This is a genomic window from Streptosporangium sp. NPDC020072 (genome assembly GCF_040631445.1).
In the GTDB taxonomy this organism is placed as follows: domain Bacteria; phylum Actinomycetota; class Actinomycetes; order Streptosporangiales; family Streptosporangiaceae; genus Streptosporangium.
Genome location: NZ_JBEYAB010000014.1, coordinates 61,065 through 80,041 on the forward strand (window position 1 = coordinate 61,065; position 18,977 = coordinate 80,041).

The window sequence follows — 18,977 nt, forward strand, 5'->3', positions numbered from 1 at the left end:
CACCAAAACCAGTAATTCCTACAGGTTTAGTTGCATTTAGGGTGGGAGATAACCCCCAGGCCGACGAGGTCTCCCGAGACCGCCCGGGAAGAGCGGTGATCTGGTAGGCATGTGCGGGTGAGACGCCCCCTGACGATCGTCGCGACCGCCCTGCTCCTGCTGAGCCTCGCCTCCCCCGCCTCGGCGGCACCCGCCCAGCCGGACGTGCCGGCCGGGGTGCGCGCCGGCTACGTCGTCCTCGACCGGAAGACAGGCCGCGTCACCGTCCAGCACGACGCGCACCGGAGGTTCCGCTCCGCGTCGGTGGTGAAGATCCTGATCGCGATCGACTATCTGGAGTCGCACCGCGACGTCCCCCGGCGCGACCTCGCGCTGCTGGGCAGGATGCTGCGGGTCAGCGACGACGCCGCGGCCACCTCCTTCTGGACCAGGGGCGGCCGGGGCCGGATCGTCGAGCGGACGGCGCGCAGGCTCGGGCTGACCGACACCGCTCCCCCGCCCGCCGACAAGCCGGGGTTCTGGGGCTACACCTCGCTCAGCGCGATGGACGTCGTCCGCGCCTACCGCTATCTCCTCGACCGCGCCGCCCCGAGGGTCCGAGACATCGTCCTCGGGCACCTGCGCGCCGCCGAGCAGTGCGGCTCCGACGGCTTCGACCAGTACTTCGGCATCCCCCGCGCGGTGCCCCGGCCCTGGGCGGTCAAGCAGGGCTGGTCGGGGTACGGCTCGACGCCCCCGGTCCGGTGCGCCAAGACCGCCCCCGCCTCGGGCGGTGCCGTACCCGCCACCTGGAGGACCGCCTCGCTCCCTGCCCGTCCCGCGGCCGTCACGGTCCCCGACCTGGGGCATCCGGTGCTGCACACCACCGGTCTCGTCGGCCCGGAGGAACGCTGGATCATGGTGCTGCTCACCGCCCACCCCTCGACGGCCACCTGGAGCCGCTCGACCGCGCAGACCACCACCCTGGCCAGGCGGATCTACCTCGCCGGGGCCAGGACCGGAGCCAAGTGAGGCCGCGGGCCGGATGAGACGGCGGGGCCACGGTGCGGCCGTGCCCTGCCGGGCGGGTCAGGGCAGTGAGGCGGGCAGTCCGAACCTCCCGAGGTGGCCTGGGCCGACGAAGGAGGTGATCTCCTCGATCCGGTCGTCACGCAGGGTCAGCACGTCGATCGACCAGCCGAGGTGTGCCCCAGCCTCCTCGTCCCACAGGTAACCGGCCACACCGAGCTGGCCGTTCGCCCCGACCGGCAGATGCCGCCAGCTTCCGCACGAGGTCAGTGGCAGCCGCACGGCGAAGTCCATGACGGCCTCGACGCCTCGGTACCAGTGCGCCATGGGCGGCATCGACCAGGTGACGTCCTCGGTGAGCAACGCGACCAGGGCGTCGGCGTCACCGCGTTCCAGCGCGGCGGAGTATCCCGCGACGATCTCCCGCACCCGGGCGTCGCCGATCCGGCGCAGCGTCCGCTGCTGGGTGACGGCGGGGACCCGCTCCGCGACGACCCGGCGGGCCCGCGCCAGGGCGGAGTTCACCGAGGCGGCGGAGGTGTTCATCGTCTCGGCGATCTCGGCGGCGGAGAATCCGAGCACCTCGAACAGCAGCAGCGCCGCCCGCTGGTTGCCCGGCAGGTGCTGCAGGGCGGCGACGAAGGCGAGTTCGACGGCCTCGCGCCGCTCGTAACGCCCGGCGGGCCCCTCGGGGAGGTCCGCGTCGGGGTAGGGGCCGAGCCAGGCGATGTCGGTGCGCGGGACGTCCCCGGTGACGGCCCGATCGCTCGACGGGCCGAGGTCGACGGGCAGGGCCCGCCTGCCACGGGCCTCGACGATGTCCAGGCAGGTCCGGGTGGCCACGGTGTAGAGCCAGGAGCGCAGCGAACCACGTCCCTCGAAGCGCGCCAGCCCCCGCCAGGCGCGCAGCAGGGCGTCCTGGAGCGCGTCGTCGGCGTCGTGGGAGGAACCGAGCATCCGGTAGCAGTGCGCGTGCAGCTCACCGCGCAACGGCCGTACGAGGCGGGTGAACGCGGCGTCGTCTCCACCGCGCGCCCGCGCCAGGTCGGGGTCGCTGGCGGATGTCTCCTTTTGTCCGGAAAAAACTTCCCTCACAGACGACGATTCTGCCCCACCGCCGGAGTCTCCTTCTTCGACCGAAAACCTCAGGCCCGCATCACGGGAGATCCGATGAACCGCACGACGACCGTCACCACCGGGACCCTCAGGGTCTCCGACGCCACGCTGCACTACGAGGTACGGGGCGAGGGGCCCCTGGTGGCGCTTGTCGGCGCCCCGATGGACGCCACGTTCTTCGCGCCGCTGGCGGACCTGCTCGCCGCCGACCACACCGTGCTCACCACCGACCCCCGGGGGCTCAACCGCAGTGTCCTGGACACCCCCGAGCAGGACTCGACCCCCGGGCTGCGCGCCGACGACCTCTCCCTGCTCCTGGAGCACCTCGGCCGGGGCCCGGCCGCGGTCTTCGGTTCGAGCGGCGGCGCCGTCACCGCGCTGGCGCTCGCCGTCGCCCACCCCGAGCGGGCGCACACCGTGATCGCGCACGAGGCCCCGCTGAACCACGTGCTCGACGACCCCGCCGGGCGGGACGCCGCGGTCGAGGACATCATCGCCACCTACGCCTCGGGCGACGTCGGGGGAGCCTGGGTCAAGTTCCTGGTCAACGCCAACATCCCGCCGGCCCCTGATGAGGAGTCCGGCGCGCCCGCCGAGCGCGACCCGCGGCAGGTGGCCGACGAGCGTTTCTGGTTCCTGCACGAGATGCGGGAGACCACCCGCTGGCAGCCCGACATCGCGGCCCTGCGCGACGGGCCGGTCCGCGTCGTGGTCGGCGTCGGGCAGGACTCGGCGGGTCAGTTCTGCGACCTCACCTCGGCCGCGCTCGCCACGGCGCTCGGCACGGAGCCGACGGTCTTCCCCGGTGGCCACATCGCCTTCGTCGACGACCCGGCGGGGTTCGCCCCCCGGCTGCGTGAGGTCCTGAACGGAGGCTGAGACGGGAGCGCGGCGGTTTCCCGGGAACGCGGGCCCCGGGAAACCGCCGGTCGGCTCAGAGGGTCGTCAGCGGGTTCTCCGACGGTTCCGCCGGGCGCGCGTCCCCACGGTCCCTGACCCGGGTGCGGGCCGAGACGGTTTCGAGCGCCCACGCCCCCGGCCCCACGATCGCGATCAGCAGGAACGCCCACGCGTAGAGGGCCGACAGCTCACCGCCGTTCTGGATCGGCCACAGGGCCTGCGGCTGGTGGACGACGAAGTACGCGTAGGCCATCTCTCCCGAACAGATCAACGCCGCGATCCGGGTGCCGAGCCCGGCCATGACGAGAACCCCTCCGACGAGTTCGACGACACCCGCGTACCACCCGGGCCATGAGCCGAAGGGCAGCGCCCCACCGCCGAGAACCCCGAAGAGCTTGGCGGCCCCGTTGCAGGTGAAGAGCAGTCCGACGACAAGACGGAACAGGGCGAAGACGTACGGCCTGGCCGATTCGATGAACTTCACGGCCCCTCCTCTTCTTCCACCCCGCGCCGGGGCACGGGGCGGAACGGAAACGACGACACCGATGGGCGCCGGAGGGTACGCCCGGACCGGCCGTCCTCTCCCCACGGTTCTCCCAGGCCGGTACGGCAGGCGGGACAGGACGGTCCGGCAGGTCTTCTGCTCATGATCCCCGACCCATGCCATAAAAACACCCCATTTCGGACATATCACCTATAAAGGACGTGGGGTGGATGGTGAATTGTCCGTGTGGGATCAGCCCACTCTGTCGTCGCGCTCCAGCGCCTCGTGCCCCGTGGACACATCCTCCGGCCGGGCGGGGGCCCGATCACCGGCCTCGTCGAACGGCGCACCCCCGGACAGCACCAGCGCGGCGCGCGCCCTGTCGAATCCTCCGGTCCACGCCCCCACCAGGACGGCGGCCACCGCGTTGCCCGTGAAGTTGGTCAGCGCGCGGGCCTCCGACATGAAACGGTCGACGCCGACGAGCAGCCCGACCCCGTCGGCCAGGTCGGGACGGTGCGCCCGCAGCCCGCCCGCGAGGGTCGCCAGGCCCGCCCCGGTGACCCCGGCCGCCCCCTTGGAGGCCACGAGCATGAACACCAGCAGCGACACCTGCTCTCCCGCAGGAAGGGAGACGCCGGTGGCGCCCGCGACGAACAGGGTGGCCATCGTCAGATAGACGGCCGTGCCGTCCAGGTTGAACGAGTAACCGGTCGGCACCGTGACCCCGGCCACGGCGCGGCTCACCCCGAGGTGCTCCAGCTTGGCGATCAGGCGGGGCAGCGCGGTCTCCGAGGAGGAGGTGGACAGCACCAGCAGCAGTTCCCCGCCGAGATAGCGCAGCAGCGACAGCAGGCCGATCCTGGTGACCAGCCACAGCAGCGGCCCCAGTACGGCCAGCACGAAAAGCAGGCAGGTCGCGTAGAAGCAGGCGACCACGGCGGCGAGACTCCCGAGCGCGGCCACGCCGGTCGCGCCGACGACGGCGGCCGTCGCGCCGAGGGCCCCGGCGGGGGCGGCCCACATGATCATGGAGAGGACGCGCAGCACGAGCGCGTGCAGGTGCCCGGCGGCGGCCAGCGGTACCGCCCCGCGCTCTCCCATGGCCTGCAGGGCGAAACCGGTGAGCAGCGCGACCAGCAGGACCTGCAGCACCCGCCCCTCGGTGAACGCGGAGACCGGGGTGTCCGGGATGATCCCGAGCAGGAAGGTCGTCAGGTCCTCCGCCTCCGTCGCGGGCGCGGCGACCGGGTGCGCTCCTCCGGCCAGGCGCAGGCCCCGGCCCGGGTTGACCAGGTTGCCCGCGGCCAGCCCGAAGGCCAGCGCGACAACCGACATGACGAGGAAGTAGGCGAGCGCCAGGCCGCCGATCCGGCCGACCCTGGCGGTACCCGCGACCGACCCCACACCGAGCACGACGCCGAGGAACACGACGGGGCCGATCATCATCTTGACCAGCGCGACGAAGGCGGTGCCCAGCGGGGCGAGCGCCCTGGCCGTCTCCGGGGCCACCAGCCCCACGACGGCGCCGGCGGCCGTCGCCAGGAGAACGGCGGCGTAAAGGTGACGGGTCCGATCGCGCGACATGGGCGCCCTGCCTCCGGTTACCTCGGCGGAAACTCCAGCCGGGTAACCATGAGAGCGCATCCGGTGACCGTCGGTCACCGTTACGCGTTTTCCCACCCGTCTCGCGTCCCGCCGCACGGCCGTACGGAGAGGTCGTGGGACGCCGGGTCCGAGCCCTCCCCTTCCGCCGAGAACGCTCCGCGGAGGGGGTGAACCGGTGTCTCGATCAGCTGTGGTTGTCCTGGGACACCCGAGGGGCGTCGATGATCACGTCGGAGAAGATGTCGACCACCAGGGCGATCACGCCGCCGACCGCGATGATCCCGGCGCCCACCCAGAACAGGGTCCAGTTGGGGCCCAGGCACAGGGCCACACCGCCGACGGTGAACCCGATCAGAATGACGATCACCGCAAGCCAAGACTTGGGGCTTCCTCCGTGGCTTCCAGCCATGAGCCTTTCTCCTGTTCCTCTCCGTGGATCAGTGAGGCGCGTCGTTCGCGGCGGCGATCACACGGGTCAGCGACCGGTGGAGCTCCTGCAGCTCCTCCAGGGGCATACCCAGGCGTTCGACCACGGACGACGGGATCCTCTCAGCTTCGCTCCTCAGTTCCCGGCCCCTCCGGCTGAGTGTGACCAGCAGGACGCGCTCGTCCTGGCTGTCCCGCTGCCGCCGGACGTAACCGATCGCCTCAAGACGCTTGAGGAGCGGTGACAGCGTACCGGGGTCGAGTCTCAGTAGCTTGCTCAGCTCCTTCACCGACAGCGGCGCGTGCTCCCACAGGGCCAGCATCACCAGATACTGGGGGTGGGTCAGCCCCATCGGCTGCAGCAGCGGCCGGTACACACCGTTGACGGCACGCGAGGCCACGGCGAGGGCGAAGCACACCTGCCGGTCCAGGCTTAGGACATCGGTCACATCGGTCACGACACCTCCCGACCCTCACAGTACGATAGTTGGTGCACAAATCATTGTTGTGCCAACCGCCGGTGGGCGACGAGAGGAAGTCCCATGTTTCACGGCAAGACGATCGAGGAACGCATCGCCGAGCGTCAGGCCGGGCGCCCCGCCCTCCGGGAGGGTAAGCACTTCGAGCACGGGCCCGCGAGGTTCGTCTTCCTCTTCGTCATCGTGTTCGTCGTGGTCGGTCATCTCCTGGGCCTGCTGGTGCTGATGGCCATGGGGGTGCACTGAGCCGGGACGGCCGCCGTGAGAGGATGATGATCCCGCTCGGCCAGATCCAGGAGGTCCGTATGTCCGACGTCACGCCGGGTCCCGAGGGGTCCGAAAGCGCCGACGACGAGCTCAGGCGCAGGTTCCGCGAGGCCCTGGAGCGCAAGAAGTCCGCCCAGGGGGACGCGGCCTCGGGCGGCAGGGGCAAGGGGGCGTCGAAGATCCACGGCGCCCACGGCCCCGTCTCGGGGAAGCGTTCCTTCCGCCGCAAGAGCGGCTGAACCGGTTCGTCAGATCAGGCCGTGATCGCGTGCGTGGAGAGCGGCCTGGGTCCGGTCGCGCAGACCGAGCCTGCCGAGGATTCGTGAGATGTGGTTCTTGACCGTTCCCTCGCTCAGGAACAGGCGGGAGGCGATCTCCCTGTTGGTCGCGCCGACCGCGACGAGACGCAGCACCTCGACCTCACGGCCGGTCAGCGCGGCCGCCTCCCCACCCGCCCCCGTCTTCACCGCTGTGGGCACCTCCCTCGCGCACGCCAGCGTGGACGCCAACCGTCTGGCGACGGAGGAGTCGAGCTGGGTGACGCCGGCGCCGGCCAGCCGGACGGCACCGGCGAGGTCGGCGGCGGGCAGATCCTTCAGGAGATAGCCCGCCGCGCCCGCCGCGAGCGCCCGCACAACGTACTCCTCGTCGTCGAAGGTGGTCAGCATGACGACGCGGCAGCGGGGCATCCGCTGACGCAGGACCGCCACCGCCTCGACGCCGTCGGCCCCGGGCATCCTGACGTCCATCAGGACCACGTCCGGCGCGAGCTCCAGGGCTCGGCGGACCGCCTCCTGACCGTCTCTCGCGGTCCCGACCACGGTCAGGCCGGGTTGGATGCCGAGCAGGGAGGCGATCCCCTCACGGACCAGTTCCTGGTCGTCGACCACGAGCACCCGTACGGTTCCACCGGCTTCCCCGTTCCCCAGGTCGTCGTGACTCATCCGACGGTCTCCACGCGCCGGGGAATCGTCACGGTGACCACCGTTCCCGTTCCCTGGCCGCTCCTGACGTCGAACGCCCCGCCGAGGAGGCGGGCACGCTCCCGCATGCCGAGCAGGCCGAACCCGTCCCGCCCCGCCGACGGGGAGAAACCCTCTCCGTCGTCGGTGACGACAAGCCGTGCCGACGACTCGCCGAACGTCACCGAGATCGACACGCGGTCCGCGTCGCCGTGCCTGCGGGCGTTGGTCAGACACTCCTGTGCGGCCCGGTAGAGGGCGGCGAGCTCCGCGGCGCCGTAGCCGTCCTCCTGGCCGGTGAGTTCGAGGGTGACCGCCGGACGCCCGCCGTCGTCGTAGCCCGCCAACTCGGCGAGAGCCTCCGACAGCGAGAAGTGCCGCGTCTGCGCGCGTGCCGCCCGCACCGCCCCGCGCACCTCCTCAAGGGCGCGTCTGGCCGCCCGGCGGGCGTCGGCGAGGGCCCGGTCGGCGGCGGCGCCGTCCAGGTCGCGGAAGGCGGACGCCTTCTCCAACTGGATGGAGATCACGGTCAGGTGGTGGCCGAGGCTGTCGTGGATGTCCCTGGCCAGCCGGGTCCGTTCCATCGCGGTGGACAACTCGGCGACCTGACCGGCGTAGGCCGTGAGCAGACGGTGGGACTCCTCAAGCTCCCTCAAGGTGAGCTCAAGCCGTGCCCTTCCTGCCCGTTCGCCCACGGCGACCTCGGCCGTCGAGACGACGAGGACCAGTCCGAGGGCGAACATGAGCAGGTCCGAGATGTACTCCGCCCGCGTGTACCAGCCAGGGGCGGTCAACGTGAACGCCGTGACCAGCACCCCGAGGCACGCCAGCCCCAGCGTGACACCCGCTCTGCGCCCGAAGGCGAAGTACGCCGTGAACGGCACCAGCAGGAACAGGGCGCGGGAGAGCCCGGAGCCGTCGAAGAGCGTGACCAGGGCGAACAGTCCCAGGCGTACGGCGAGCAGCGCGAGCGCCGACCTGGCGGGCTGCCTGGCGTCGAGGCGGTGCCGTCCGGTGACGTCGAGAACGAGCAGCGCGACGAGACCGCCGGCGAAGACGGCCGTCCGCGCCGGCTCGCCCTGTCCCGCCCCGGCCACGTCGTAGTAGACGCCGCCGGCGAGCACCGAGACGTAGAGCGTGGACGACACCCATGGCACAGGCCAGGCGAACCCGCTCCCCCGCCGTCCCGCGCGGACATGCCCGCCCGTCACAGGCGCGGCCCGCGAAGGAGCCATCACGCACCTCCGAACGATCACGATGCGGCCGGACAGGGGCCGTCTCCGGCAGCGTACGCCGCCACCGGGCATCCGTCCCCCGGCCGTCCTCGCATTGGCCGTCCGGCACGTGCCGGACGGCACCGGTGCGTCCGCGAACCATGACCTCCGGACGCGTTCACCGGTACCCACGGCACTTCCGCGCCGGATCGCGCCGTTCCTACGGTCGTCTCGTCCGCAGGCGGCGCCTTCGGCCGCAGAGCCGTCCCGTACATCGTCCGGGCGTCGTCGGTCCACGCGGAAAACCCGTCGGCTCACCCGAAAAGGAGCTCTTCACATGTCCATCTCCTGGTTGCTGCGCTTCGGCGCGATCTGCGGGATGCTGACCGGCCTCTCCCTCGGCATACCGGGGGCGATCGAGCCCTTCACCGGCGAGACACCCGCGACGAGCTTCGTCGCGGGGATCGGAGCCGCCTTCGCCGCCCCGGCGGTCACTGCGTTCCACCTGCGGCAGTGTGCCGTGGCCGGGCGGCTGGGGGCGATCGCGTACGCGGTGAACGTCGTGGGTCTCGGGCTGTTCGCCGGCGTCGCGTTCTCGCTGAACCTGGTGGTCTTCTTCCTTGACGGGAGCACGGCCGCCCTGGTGCTGGAGGGGCCGGCCAGGCCGGCGTTGCTCGGCTCCATCGTCGTGTTCGTCACCGGGGTCGCCCTGTTCGGCCTCTCGATGCTCAGAGCCCGGGTGCTGCCCTGGCCCGCCGCCGCGGGCTACGGGTTCTTCCTGCCGCTGCTCGCCGTACTGGCGCCGCTGCCCGACACACCGCTTACCGGCGTGGTCCACCTGCTGGGCTGCGCGTCACTGACGTGGCTGTCGGCGGCGACGTGGGCGGGTGCCGCGAGGACCGAGTGACGGCCTCTCCGGGGCCTCGGCGGCTTCCGCCTTCCGAGGTGATCGGGACGCCGATGGGTAATATGGTTTACGGCCTATGTCGAGGAACATCAGGCTTAGCGAGCGTAAGCCCTTTTTGTGGGCTCTTGCCGTCGGCATCTCGGCCACGCTCGCGATCGGGAGCGGCGCCGTGCTGACCGGTCACCCCGTCCCGGACCGCGACGAGCCCGCCCCTCCCCTGGCGGACGGAGCGGCGGCCCCGGAGGCGACCCCTGTCCCGTCCCCGACCCCCACGCCTCCCCCCACGCCGACCGAGTCCGCGCGCCGTACGGATCCCGAGCGGACGTTCCTGCTGGCCAACGGACGCCGCCAGCCCGCGCGGGTCTCCGTGCCCGCCTCGGCCGGGGGCCTCTACCGCGTCGTCGCGAGTGAGGCCGCCCCGCCCCCGCCGCCCCGAGGACGCCGGGCGGGCAAGGTGATCCGGTACGTCGTCGAGGTCGAGCGCGGGCTGCCCTTCGACGGACAGGAGTTCGCCGACGAGGTGCACCGCGTTCTCAACGACCGCAGGAGCTGGGGGTTCCGGTTCCAGCGGGTACGGCGCGGCCCGGCACGGATCAGGGTCTCGCTGTCCAGCCCCGCGATGACCGACCGCATGTGCAGGCCGTTGATCACCTTCGGCGCGCTGTCGTGCTGGAACCACGGGCGCGCGGTCATCAACGCCAGGCGCTGGAACGCGGGCGCGCGGGGCTACGGCCGTGACGTCGCCTCCTACCGCGAGTACGTCGTCAACCACGAGGTCGGACACGGGCTCGGCCACGGCCACGCGCGCTGCCCGGGGCCGGGCAGGCGGGCCCCGGTGATGCTCCAGCAGACCAAGTCCCTGTACGGCTGCCGCCCCAACGCCTGGCCCTCCCCGGGGCGCTGAGGCTCAGCCCACCGCGGCGAACCGTTCCGCGCAGTGGGCCCGCAACTCGCCGACCAGGTCGCGGACGACGGCGGAGCCGAGCATCTCCGAGGTGGAGACGTAGCCGACGTGCCGCATCGGCGGGTCCTCGCCGAGCTTCTCCATCGCGACCTTCGGCGGCGCGTCCACGAGGGTCAGCCTCGGCACGATGGCGGCGCCGAGGCCGTAGCCCACCATGGAGACCACGACGCCGTCGTCCTCGACCTGGATGTCACCCGGCGGGATCCAGGCCTGCCTGGCCAGCCACAGCCTGGTCTCGGCCGAGCAGTTCTCGTGCCAGTCGATCATCGGCAGGCTGCGCGGGCAGGGGTGCCCGGCGGGATAGGCCAGCACGTACGGCTCGGCGAACAGGTCACGGCCGACCAGCCCGTCGACCCGGGAGGGAAGCGTGGCGATGCCGAGATCGGCCCGGCCGTCCAGCACCTCCCCGGCGATGCCCCTGCCGAGCTCCGGCACGATGCGGACGTCGACCGTGACCTTCGGGTAGCGCCTGGCGAAGCGCGCGAGCACGATGGGCAGCAGGTGGAAGGCCGCGCTGCGGAAGGCCGCGACCCTGATGGTCCCCGTCGTCTCCCCCGCGGAGGCCGCGTGCGTCTCGGCCTTCATGACGTCCATGAGCCGCAGGATGCGCCGGGCGTGCCCGACGGCCGCCGCCCCCGCCGCCGTCGGCCGTGCTCCGTTGCGCCCGCGCCGGAACAGCACCGTTCCCATCTTGCGTTCGGCGGCCCTGACGGCATGGGAGACCGCGGACTGGGTGAGACCGAGCTCGACCGCGGCCGCGGAGAAACCGTGCCGGCTCTCGACGGCGACCAGAACGCGCAGTTCACTTGGCGTCAGATCCTCGTTGGTCACGTCGCAGACGTTATATGAAGGCCTCTCATGGAAAAAACGATCTCATGAACCCGGGCCCCTGGTTCCCGTTCGTGGCGCTTCCTACGCTGACCGGCACAACCAACCGACGAACCAGAGGACATTCATGCGCGCCATCCAGATCACCCGGCTCGGCGGTCCCGAGACGCTGGTCGAGTCCGAGGTGCCCGACCCGGTTCCCGGCCCGGACGAGATCCTGGTGGACGTCGAGGCCGCGGGGGTGAACTACGCCGACGCCGAGCGGATCGCCGGGACCTACCTCTCCCCTGACCTGCCGTTCATCCCCGGCAGCGAGGTCGTGGGACGGACCTCGGACGGCCGCCGTGTCATGGGCCTGGCCAGGCAGGCCTACGCGAGCAAGGCCCTGATCAAGCTGGATGACGTCGTCGACCTGCCCGAGGAGGCCGTCGCGGGCGAGGCCCTCGCGCTGCTGGTGCAGGGCCTGACCGCCTGGCACCTGCTGGGCACGGCGGCGCGGGTCCGCAAGGGCGAGAGCGTCGTGGTGAACTCGGCCGCCGGCGGCGTCGGCCACCTCGCGGTCCAGCTCGCCAGGGAACTGGGCGCGGGCAGGGTGATCGCGGCCGCCTCAACCCCGGAGAAGCGCGAACTGGCGCTGAGCCTGGGCGCGGACGCGGCCGTCGACGGTTCCGCCGAGGGTTACGCGGAGCGGGTGATCGAGGCCAACCTGGGTGAGCGCGCCGACGTGATCCTGGACGCGGTCGGCGGTGAGGTCTTCGACGCCGCGCTCGGCGCGGTCGCCGAGTTCGGCCGCCTGATCAGCTACGGCACCGCCTCGCACCGGGACCCGAGCCCGGTCGACGTCGGCCGCCTGCTGGAGGCCAACATCTCGGTCGCGGGCTTCTGGATCCGGCCGGTGCTCGCCAGGCCGGGGGGCTACCAGGCGCAGCTCAGCGAACTGCTCGAACTCACCGGGACCCGCCGCATCCGGCCGATCGCGGGCGGCGAGTACGCGCTCTCCGACGCCAGGACGGCGATCGAGGACCTTCTGGCCCGCCGTACGACGGGGAAGATCGTCCTGCGCCCCTGAGGGCCCCGGGCGTGACCGCCGCCCACGGAGCGGGTGGCGGTCGCGTACCCAGGGAGGCCGATTCGGACGCTCCGGACACCTCCCCCTAAGGTGGGGCGCAGGAATGCGCCTACGAAGGGCAGGGGACAAATCTGATGCTGCACGAACGACTGTCGTCGATCTACGAGAACGTGCTCCGGCGTAACCCGGGCGAGATCGAGTTCCACCAGGCCGTCCGTGAGGTCCTGGAGAGCATCGGCCCGGTGCTCGGCAAGCACCCCGAGTACGCCGAGTCGAAGATCATCGAGCGGATCTGCGAGCCGGAGCGGCAGATCATCTTCCGGGTCCCGTGGGAGGACGACCGGGGCGAGGTCCACATCAACCGGGGCTTCCGGGTCGAGTTCAACAGCGCCCTCGGCCCCTACAAGGGCGGGCTGCGCTTCCACCCGTCCGTCTACCTCGGCATCGTCAAGTTCCTCGGCTTCGAGCAGATCTTCAAGAACAGCCTGACCGGCCTGCCGATCGGCGGCGGCAAGGGCGGCTCCGACTTCGACCCCAAGGGCCGCTCCGAGCGCGAGATCATGCGCTTCTGCCAGAGCTTCATGACGGAGCTGTACCGCCACATCGGTGAGTACACCGACGTGCCCGCCGGTGACATCGGCGTCGGCGGACGCGAGGTCGGCTACCTGTTCGGCCAGTACAAGCGCATCACCAACCGCTACGAGTCCGGCGTCATCACCGGCAAGGGACTCAGCTACGGCGGCGCGCAGGTGCGCACCGAGGCCACCGGGTACGGCTGCGCCTTCTTCGTCGACGAGATGCTGAAGGCCCGTGGCACGTCGTTCGACGGCAAGCGCGTCGTGGTCTCCGGGTCCGGCAACGTCGCCGTCTACACGATCGAGAAGATCCGGCAGCTCGGCGGCGTCGTGGTCGCCTGCTCCGACTCCTCCGGCTACGTCGTCGACGAGAAGGGCATCGACCTCGACCTGCTCAAGCAGGTCAAGCAGGTCGAGCGCCAGCGGATGAACGTCTACGCCGAGCGCAGGGGTTCCCAGGCCGTCTTCGTCTCCGGCAGGAGCATCTGGGAGGTGCCCTGCGAGGTGGCGATGCCCTCGGCGACCCAGAACGAGATCACCGGCCGCGACGCCGGGCTGCTCGTCGGCAACGGCTGCGTCGCCGTCGGCGAGGGCGCCAACATGCCCACCACGCCGGAGGGCATCCGCATCTTCCAGGAGGCGGGCGTCGCCTTCGGCCCGGGCAAGGCCGCCAACGCGGGCGGGGTCGCGACCAGCGCCCTCGAAATGCAGCAGAACGCCAGCCGCGACTCGTGGACCTTCGAGTTCTCCGAGAACCGCCTGCAGCAGATCATGCGGGACATCCACTCCCGCTGCCTGAACACCGCCGCCGAGTACGGCATGCCGGGCGACTACGTGGCCGGCGCCAACATCGACGGGTTCAAGAGGGTCGCGGACGCGATGCTCTCCCTCGGCCTGATCTGACGATCCCCCACCTGGCCGATCCACCTGGCCGCCTTGACCGGCTGTTCTGACAACGGCGTCCGACAGCCTGGTCGGTGCCAACGAGACCCGCCCCTCACATCCGGTCCAGCGTTCGACCCCGCGAGGAGACGGCATGGCACCCAGATCCACCCTGATCGTGATCTACACCCCCGCCCTGGAGGCCTGTCGCGCCTTCTACGCCTCCCTCGGACTCGAACTCCGGGGTGAACGGCACGGGACGGGGCCGGCGCACTACGCCGCGGTGCTCGACGACGGGACCGTCTTCGAGATCTATCCGTCGTCACCGCGTCGCACGACCGGCGCGCTGCGCCTCGGGTTCACCGTCGATCCCGGCCTGACCCTGGACGGCACCGCGCTCACCCCCGGCCGTCACCTGTTCCACGACCCGGACGGCAGGACGGTCGAGGTGCGCGTCCCCCCGGTCTGAACGCCGCCTAACGCGTGCGGGCGCGCCATCCGGGCCTGCGCAGCAGGTCACGACGCTCCAGGAGATAGGTGAGCTTCGTGGCGGCCGTGCGCACCGCCTCCTCGTGACGGTGCCGCCGCTCCGGGACGACCTCGCTCCAGCGTTCGAGCGCGCGGGCCATCTCGTCGGCGACCTCGCCGATCACCCGGTGGCGGGTGCCGAAGGCGTACAGGTCGCCGTGGACCTCCTCGACCGTGTCCTCCTCGACCCCGCGGACCAGCGGCCTGATCCTCCTGAGGATGTCGGCGTCCATGGCCGTGGTGACCGGCGCGCGTCTGGCGTCTCCCTCGGGGACCATGACGAGCGCCCTGATCCTCGCCACCGCCAGGGCCCGCTCCGGCTCCGGGGTCGAGGGGTGCCCGGCGAGGTCGAGCAGGCGCCTGAGGGTCTCCTGTGTCTTGTCGTCGAACATGGAAGACCCGTTCCGTCCTTCTCGTCCTGGTGGCCCGCCGTTCAGGCGCGGTCACATGCTATTCGACGGGGCGCCGGCCCGGCGTACGGCAAAGAACGCCCAGATCTCCTCCTTTCCGGCGAGTCTCGTGAAAGAGGCGGGTAGGGACCCGGACATGGTGGAGATCGGTTACACGATGATGTGCGAGCAGACTCCCCCCGGGCAGCTCGTCGACGACGTCGCCGAGGCCGAACGGGCGGGGTTCGACTACGCGGTCATCTCCGACCACTACTTCCCGTGGCTTGAGGAGATGGGGCACTCGCCGTACGCCTGGTCCGTGCTCGGCGCGGCGGCGCGCGCCACCGAACGGCTGCCGCTGATGACGTACGTGACCTGCCCGATCATGCGTTACCACCCCGCGGTCGTGGCGCAGAAGGCCGCCACGATGGGGGCGCTGACCGGGGGGCGTTTCACGCTCGGCCTGGGCGCGGGCGAGAACCTCAACGAACACGTGATCGGCGAGGGGTGGCCGCCCGCCGACACCCGGCACGAGATGTTCCGCGAGGCCGTGGAGATCATCAAGGCGCTGTTCGAGGGGCGTTACACGACCTATCACGGCGAGTACTTCGACGTCGACTCGGCCAGGTTGTTCGACCTGCCCGGCGATCCCGTGCCGATCGCGATCGCCGCCTCGGGCGGCCGCTCGGGGGAGATCGCCGCCGAGTACGGCGACGCGCTCGTCGCGGTCGACCCCGACGCGGAGCTGGTCGGCCTTTTCTCCGCCGCCGGAGGGCGGGGCAAGCCGGTCTACGGCCAGCTCGCCCTCTCCTACGACCGGGACGCCGAGGCGGCCAAGGAGCGGGCCCACCGGCTGTGGCGCTGGTCGGTCGCGGGCTGGAAGGTGATGGCCGAGCTGCCCGCCCCGGTCAACTTCGCCGCCGCCGCGCAGACCGTTCGTCCCGAGGACGTGGCCGGGAAGGTGCCGTGCGGCCCGGACGTGGACGCGGTCGTCGAGGCGGTGCGCCGCTACACCGAGGCGGGCTTCACCCACGTCGCGCTGGTCCAGATCGGTCACGAGCACCAGCGGGAGTTCCTCGACTGGTCGGCCAGGGAGCTGCTGCCCGCACTGCGGCGGCTGTAGGCGACTTTGACCGGCTGACCGGTCAGCCGGCCTTGCGGTGCGGGTAGACGTGCCCTAGCTCGTGGTCGACGGGCAGGACGCACCGGCGTCCCGACTCGGTCTGCGGGCAGCGGGGCGCTTCGAGACGCCGCGGGAGCGGCGACTCCTCTTCCAGCCCGATTTCGCCGTCCTCGGCAGGCTGGTGGGTCATCGCGCGCATCCTCCTGTGACCGCCGGACGGAACGCCCTGGACCGTGCCGGGCGCGGAGTCCGTGGAATCCGTGAGTCAAGCAATCTATCCCGGGGGTTCCGCCTGGCCCAGGACCGGCGGTTTGACGCTCCCCCACGTGATCGTTGTCAGGAATCATCACCCATCGGGGGATATAGCCCTGTTTTCCGCCCGAGGCTCGTCCGGGAATCGCCCCGCGCGGGAACAACCGGCGGCGATCACACGTTCGCCGTTTCGGTCGCCTCACCCCGCGGAGAGACGTTCGCGGACTCCTCGCGGACGGTGGGAGGAGGACAACGGCGAGACGGGCAGCCCTCGGGGGGACGGCTCGTCCCGTCAGACCCGGGCCGGTCCCGGCGAGCCTTACCTCGCCGGGGCCGCGCCGTCCGCACCAGGCCGCCGATCGGGCCCAGAAGGCACGCGGATGGCGCTGCCTGCCCCCGCTGAGCAGGGGTCATAACGCGGTGACGTCATACCACTGCGGTAGGGAGTTTTTGCCACATTGCTCAGTCATGCCCTGACAAATACTTTGACAGCACCCCTCACAAGGAGTGCATATGTTGAGTAAGCGTTCTCTCCTGTCCGGCGCCGCCGTCGCCGCCCTCTGTGTGGTGGCCACCGTCTCCCCCGCCACCGCCCAACCGGCCGCGCAGCCCGCCCCCTCGATGATCGAGGCACTCCAGCGCGACCTCGGCCTCACCGCGGAACAGGCCGTCACCCGGCTGGCCAACGAGGCCCGCGCGGCGAGCACCGAGGCCCTCCTGAGCACGACCCTCGGCGACGGATACGCCGGCGCCTGGCTCAACGCCGACGCCACCCAGCTCCTCGTCGCCACCAGCGACGCGACCGCGGTCTCCGCCATCAGGGCCAAGGGCGCCCAGCCCGTGGTCGTCGGCCGTTCCCTGGCCCAGCTCGACGCGCTCAAGGCACGCCTGGACCAGGCGCCCGCCCAGGCCCGGGCGGGCGCCTCCCTGTGGTACGTGGACCTGCCGACCAACAGCGTCGTCGTGGTCGCCGGCCAGCGGGAGGCGGGCGAGGCCCTGCTGTCGGCCGCCGGGGTAGGCGGCGACGCCGTACGGGTCCAGGTCTCCGCGGAGCAGCCGCAGACCTACGCCAACATCAGGGGAGGTGACCCGTACTACATCGGCAGCGGCAGCCGGTGCAGCATCGGATTCACCGTCACCAAGGGAAGCACCCCCGGCTTCGTCACCGCGGGCCACTGCGGCAGGAAGGGCCAGACCACCAGCAGTCCGTCGGGCACCTTCCAGGGCTCCTCGTTCCCCGGCAACGACTACGCCTGGGTCTCCACCCCCGGCTCCACGCCCCAGCCGTGGGTGAGGTCGGGCGGCACCAACGTCATCGTCAAGGGCTCGACCCAGGCCACGGTCGGCGCCTCCGTCTGCCGCTCCGGCTCGACCACCGGCTGGCACTGCGGGACCATCCAGCAGCACAACACCTCCGTCACCTACTCCCAGGGCACGGTCTACCAGGTGACCCGCACCAACGTCTGCGCCGAACCCGGCGACTCGGGCGGCTCGTTCATCTCGGGCAGCCAGGCGCAGGGCGTCACCTCCGGCGGCTCGGGCAACTGCAGCTCGGGCGGCACGACCTACTTCCAGCCCGTCAACGAGATCCTGCAGACCTACGGGCTGACCCTCAAGGTCGGCTGACCGTTCTCCTCCCCTCCCCGGCTCGTCCCCACGAGCCACCCCCCAGACAGAGGAGATCAGCGAAGTGCTGAGAATCATGCGCCTGGCCGTCGGCTTCGTCCTCGGGCTCGCCTTCCTCGCGACCGTCTCCCCCGCGCAGGCGGGGACGGCGCAGGCGACTCCCGGTGAGGCGGTGGCCGTACGGGTGCTCAGGTACGACGCCAGCCGGGCCGCGGAGTTCCGCTCCGCGATCGACCAGGCGGCACAGGTGTGGAACTCCAGCGTCACCGGCGTGCGGCTGGTCGCAGGCAGCCCGGCCGACTTCGTCGTGTACGCGGACTACGGCTGGCCCCGGGCCCAGCCGACCAGCCTCGGCCGCGGCACGGTCTGGATAGGCAGGCAGGCCACCTCCGAGGGCCACAACCCGCTGCGCATCGCCACCCACGAGATCGGTCACATCCTGGGGCTGCCCGACCGGCGCACCGGCCTGTGCTCGGACCTGATGTCCGGCGCGAGCGCGGGCACCGGCTGCACCAACCCCTACCCGAACGCGACCGAGAAGGCCCAGGTCGAGCGTAACTTCGGGGGCTTCACCCCGCTCGTCGACTTCGGCAGGGTCTACGTCAACAGCCCGGAGGCCCTGGCGCGGTAACGGGCCCCCGGGTGAACCCGCGGGCGGGACCCCCACCGGGTCCCGCCCGCCGGGACACGAACGTCACACGGCCGGTACGGCGGAGCGCTCCGCCGTACCGGCCGCCGCCGTGACCGGGCCTCACCCGAGGCCCGGCTGAGGTCCGGCTGAGGCTCAGCGCAGGAGCTTCTCGAAGCAGTGGGAACCGGCGAGCCGCTCGTAGGGCGCGTAGAGCGGGATGGCGGTGTACCCCTCCCGCTCGTACAGCCGCACGGCGTCCGGCTGGCGGTCACCGGTCTGCAGGATGATCCTCGGCGCGCCGAGCGCGCGGGCGGCCTCCTCGGCGGCGGCGATCAGCGCGCGGGCCACGCCCGTCCCCCGGTGGGAGGGCGCGACGAACATCCGCTTGAGCTCCAGGTCGTCGCCGAGCCTGCGCAGCGCGACGTGGCCGACGGCGAGGTCGGCCCCGGCGTAGGCGACCCCTGTGTAGACCACGGTTTCCGCCTCGACGTTCATGCCGCGGGGCAGGTAGTCGGGGTTGCCGGCCACCCGGTCGGCGTATCTCGCCCCCATCTCCTCCGTCATCGCCCCGCGCAACGCGACGGCCGCGGCGTCGTCCCAGCCGACCGCCCTGACCTCGACGACATCGGTTCCGTCCGCGTATGCGGTCATGGTGGCCTTGCCTGCCTCTCGTTCACGGGGCCTGTCGCTCACGGGACTCTCACCGGTCGAGGGTATTCCGCCCCCCGTCCCGGACCCC

23 protein-coding genes are annotated in these 18,977 nt (G+C 71.5%); 12 read left to right on the forward strand and 11 right to left on the reverse strand.

Going from position 1 to position 18,977, the window contains the following annotated elements; translation table 11 throughout:
- Window positions 1-117 precede the first annotated feature (117 nt).
- Complete coding sequence (locus ABZ470_RS30510; protein ID WP_362915773.1) at window positions 118-1,011, forward strand: hypothetical protein; 894 nt, start codon at window positions 118-120, stop codon at window positions 1,009-1,011.
- A gap of 57 nt (window positions 1,012-1,068) precedes the next feature.
- Here ABZ470_RS30510 and ABZ470_RS30515 read toward each other — a convergent pair whose 3' ends face one another.
- Entirely contained in the window at window positions 1,069-2,103 is a 1,035-nt protein-coding gene (locus tag ABZ470_RS30515; RefSeq protein ID WP_362915775.1) for a sigma-70 family RNA polymerase sigma factor, read from the reverse strand.
- A 75-nt stretch (window positions 2,104-2,178) separates the two neighbouring features.
- On the opposite strand from ABZ470_RS30515, the gene ABZ470_RS30520 reads away from it, so the two are divergent.
- Window positions 2,179-3,003 (forward strand): alpha/beta hydrolase, encoded by an 825-nt coding sequence (locus ABZ470_RS30520; RefSeq protein WP_362915777.1) that lies wholly within the window; start codon window positions 2,179-2,181, stop codon window positions 3,001-3,003.
- A 55-nt stretch (window positions 3,004-3,058) separates the two neighbouring features.
- Here ABZ470_RS30520 and ABZ470_RS30525 read toward each other — a convergent pair whose 3' ends face one another.
- The 4 genes from ABZ470_RS30525 to ABZ470_RS30540 form a co-directional block, all read right to left on the reverse strand.
- Window positions 3,059-3,508 carry a DoxX family protein gene (locus ABZ470_RS30525; RefSeq protein ID WP_352013029.1) on the reverse strand — a complete coding sequence of 150 codons (450 nt, stop codon included), beginning with the start codon at window positions 3,506-3,508 and terminating at the stop codon, window positions 3,059-3,061.
- Between the two features lie 252 nt (window positions 3,509-3,760).
- Window positions 3,761-5,095 (reverse strand): cation:dicarboxylase symporter family transporter, encoded by a 1,335-nt coding sequence (locus ABZ470_RS30530; protein ID WP_362915780.1) that lies wholly within the window; start codon window positions 5,093-5,095, stop codon window positions 3,761-3,763.
- Between the two features lie 205 nt (window positions 5,096-5,300).
- The gene (locus ABZ470_RS30535; protein ID WP_352013031.1) at window positions 5,301-5,525 is read right to left on the reverse strand and encodes an HGxxPAAW family protein; all 225 of its coding nucleotides are present in this window, start codon (window positions 5,523-5,525) and stop codon (window positions 5,301-5,303) included.
- Between the two features lie 28 nt (window positions 5,526-5,553).
- Window positions 5,554-6,000, reverse strand: coding sequence for a MarR family transcriptional regulator (locus ABZ470_RS30540; RefSeq protein ID WP_352013032.1), 447 nt, complete (start codon window positions 5,998-6,000; stop codon window positions 5,554-5,556).
- Between the two features lie 84 nt (window positions 6,001-6,084).
- Between ABZ470_RS30540 and ABZ470_RS30545 the strand changes: the two genes are divergently transcribed.
- Together ABZ470_RS30545 and ABZ470_RS30550 are read left to right on the forward strand one after the other, a co-directional pair.
- Window positions 6,085-6,267, forward strand: coding sequence for a hypothetical protein (locus ABZ470_RS30545; RefSeq protein WP_352013033.1), 183 nt, complete (start codon window positions 6,085-6,087; stop codon window positions 6,265-6,267).
- A 59-nt stretch (window positions 6,268-6,326) separates the two neighbouring features.
- Complete coding sequence (locus tag ABZ470_RS30550; RefSeq protein WP_352013034.1) at window positions 6,327-6,527, forward strand: DUF5302 domain-containing protein; 201 nt, start codon at window positions 6,327-6,329, stop codon at window positions 6,525-6,527.
- A 9-nt stretch (window positions 6,528-6,536) separates the two neighbouring features.
- On the opposite strand, the gene ABZ470_RS30555 is transcribed toward ABZ470_RS30550, so the two are convergent.
- Window positions 6,537-7,232 carry a response regulator transcription factor gene (locus ABZ470_RS30555; protein ID WP_362915782.1) on the reverse strand — a complete coding sequence of 232 codons (696 nt, stop codon included), beginning with the start codon at window positions 7,230-7,232 and terminating at the stop codon, window positions 6,537-6,539.
- A complete protein-coding gene (locus tag ABZ470_RS30560; RefSeq protein ID WP_362915785.1) occupies window positions 7,229-8,398 on the reverse strand; it encodes a sensor histidine kinase in 1,170 nt (389 codons plus the stop codon). The genes ABZ470_RS30555 and ABZ470_RS30560 overlap by 4 nt, the downstream gene beginning before the upstream one ends.
- 403 nt (window positions 8,399-8,801) lie before the next feature.
- Between ABZ470_RS30560 and ABZ470_RS30565 the strand changes: the two genes are divergently transcribed.
- Window positions 8,802-9,371, forward strand: coding sequence for a hypothetical protein (locus ABZ470_RS30565; RefSeq protein WP_362915787.1), 570 nt, complete (start codon window positions 8,802-8,804; stop codon window positions 9,369-9,371).
- A gap of 115 nt (window positions 9,372-9,486) precedes the next feature.
- Complete coding sequence (locus ABZ470_RS30570) at window positions 9,487-10,275, forward strand: DUF3152 domain-containing protein (protein WP_362915789.1); 789 nt, start codon at window positions 9,487-9,489, stop codon at window positions 10,273-10,275.
- Between the two features lie 3 nt (window positions 10,276-10,278).
- On the opposite strand, the gene ABZ470_RS30575 is transcribed toward ABZ470_RS30570, so the two are convergent.
- Window positions 10,279-11,166, reverse strand: coding sequence for a LysR family transcriptional regulator (locus tag ABZ470_RS30575; RefSeq protein ID WP_362915791.1), 888 nt, complete (start codon window positions 11,164-11,166; stop codon window positions 10,279-10,281).
- A 124-nt stretch (window positions 11,167-11,290) separates the two neighbouring features.
- On the opposite strand from ABZ470_RS30575, the gene ABZ470_RS30580 reads away from it, so the two are divergent.
- The 3 genes from ABZ470_RS30580 (at window position 11,291) to ABZ470_RS30590 (ending at window position 14,158) form a co-directional block, all read left to right on the forward strand.
- Window positions 11,291-12,232: an NADPH:quinone oxidoreductase family protein gene (locus ABZ470_RS30580; RefSeq protein ID WP_362915793.1), complete on the forward strand. Its 942-nt coding sequence runs from the start codon at window positions 11,291-11,293 to the stop codon at window positions 12,230-12,232.
- Between the two features lie 134 nt (window positions 12,233-12,366).
- Entirely contained in the window at window positions 12,367-13,710 is a 1,344-nt protein-coding gene (gdhA, locus tag ABZ470_RS30585; protein ID WP_352013041.1) for an NADP-specific glutamate dehydrogenase, read from the forward strand.
- Between the two features lie 133 nt (window positions 13,711-13,843).
- Complete coding sequence (locus ABZ470_RS30590) at window positions 13,844-14,158, forward strand: glyoxalase/bleomycin resistance/dioxygenase family protein (protein WP_362915795.1); 315 nt, start codon at window positions 13,844-13,846, stop codon at window positions 14,156-14,158.
- Between the two features lie 7 nt (window positions 14,159-14,165).
- On the opposite strand, the gene ABZ470_RS30595 is transcribed toward ABZ470_RS30590, so the two are convergent.
- Entirely contained in the window at window positions 14,166-14,609 is a 444-nt protein-coding gene (locus ABZ470_RS30595) for a hypothetical protein (RefSeq protein WP_352013043.1), read from the reverse strand.
- A 154-nt stretch (window positions 14,610-14,763) separates the two neighbouring features.
- Here ABZ470_RS30595 and ABZ470_RS30600 point away from each other — a divergent pair, with 154 nt between their 5' ends.
- A complete protein-coding gene (locus ABZ470_RS30600) occupies window positions 14,764-15,729 on the forward strand; it encodes a TIGR03557 family F420-dependent LLM class oxidoreductase (RefSeq protein WP_362915797.1) in 966 nt (321 codons plus the stop codon).
- 22 nt (window positions 15,730-15,751) lie between these two features.
- Here the strand turns inward: ABZ470_RS30600 and ABZ470_RS30605 are convergent, their stop codons facing one another.
- Entirely contained in the window at window positions 15,752-15,919 is a 168-nt protein-coding gene (locus ABZ470_RS30605) for a hypothetical protein (RefSeq protein WP_362777501.1), read from the reverse strand.
- Between the two features lie 575 nt (window positions 15,920-16,494).
- On the opposite strand from ABZ470_RS30605, the gene ABZ470_RS30610 reads away from it, so the two are divergent.
- Window positions 16,495-17,607, forward strand: a complete 1,113-nt coding sequence (locus ABZ470_RS30610; protein WP_362915799.1) for a S1 family peptidase — start codon at window positions 16,495-16,497, stop codon at window positions 17,605-17,607.
- Between the two features lie 64 nt (window positions 17,608-17,671).
- Window positions 17,672-18,238 carry a snapalysin family zinc-dependent metalloprotease gene (locus ABZ470_RS30615; protein ID WP_362915801.1) on the forward strand — a complete coding sequence of 189 codons (567 nt, stop codon included), beginning with the start codon at window positions 17,672-17,674 and terminating at the stop codon, window positions 18,236-18,238.
- Between the two features lie 153 nt (window positions 18,239-18,391).
- Here ABZ470_RS30615 and ABZ470_RS30620 read toward each other — a convergent pair whose 3' ends face one another.
- Window positions 18,392-18,889 (reverse strand): GNAT family N-acetyltransferase, encoded by a 498-nt coding sequence (locus ABZ470_RS30620; RefSeq protein ID WP_362915803.1) that lies wholly within the window; start codon window positions 18,887-18,889, stop codon window positions 18,392-18,394.
- Between the last annotated feature and the right edge of the window lie 88 nt (window positions 18,890-18,977).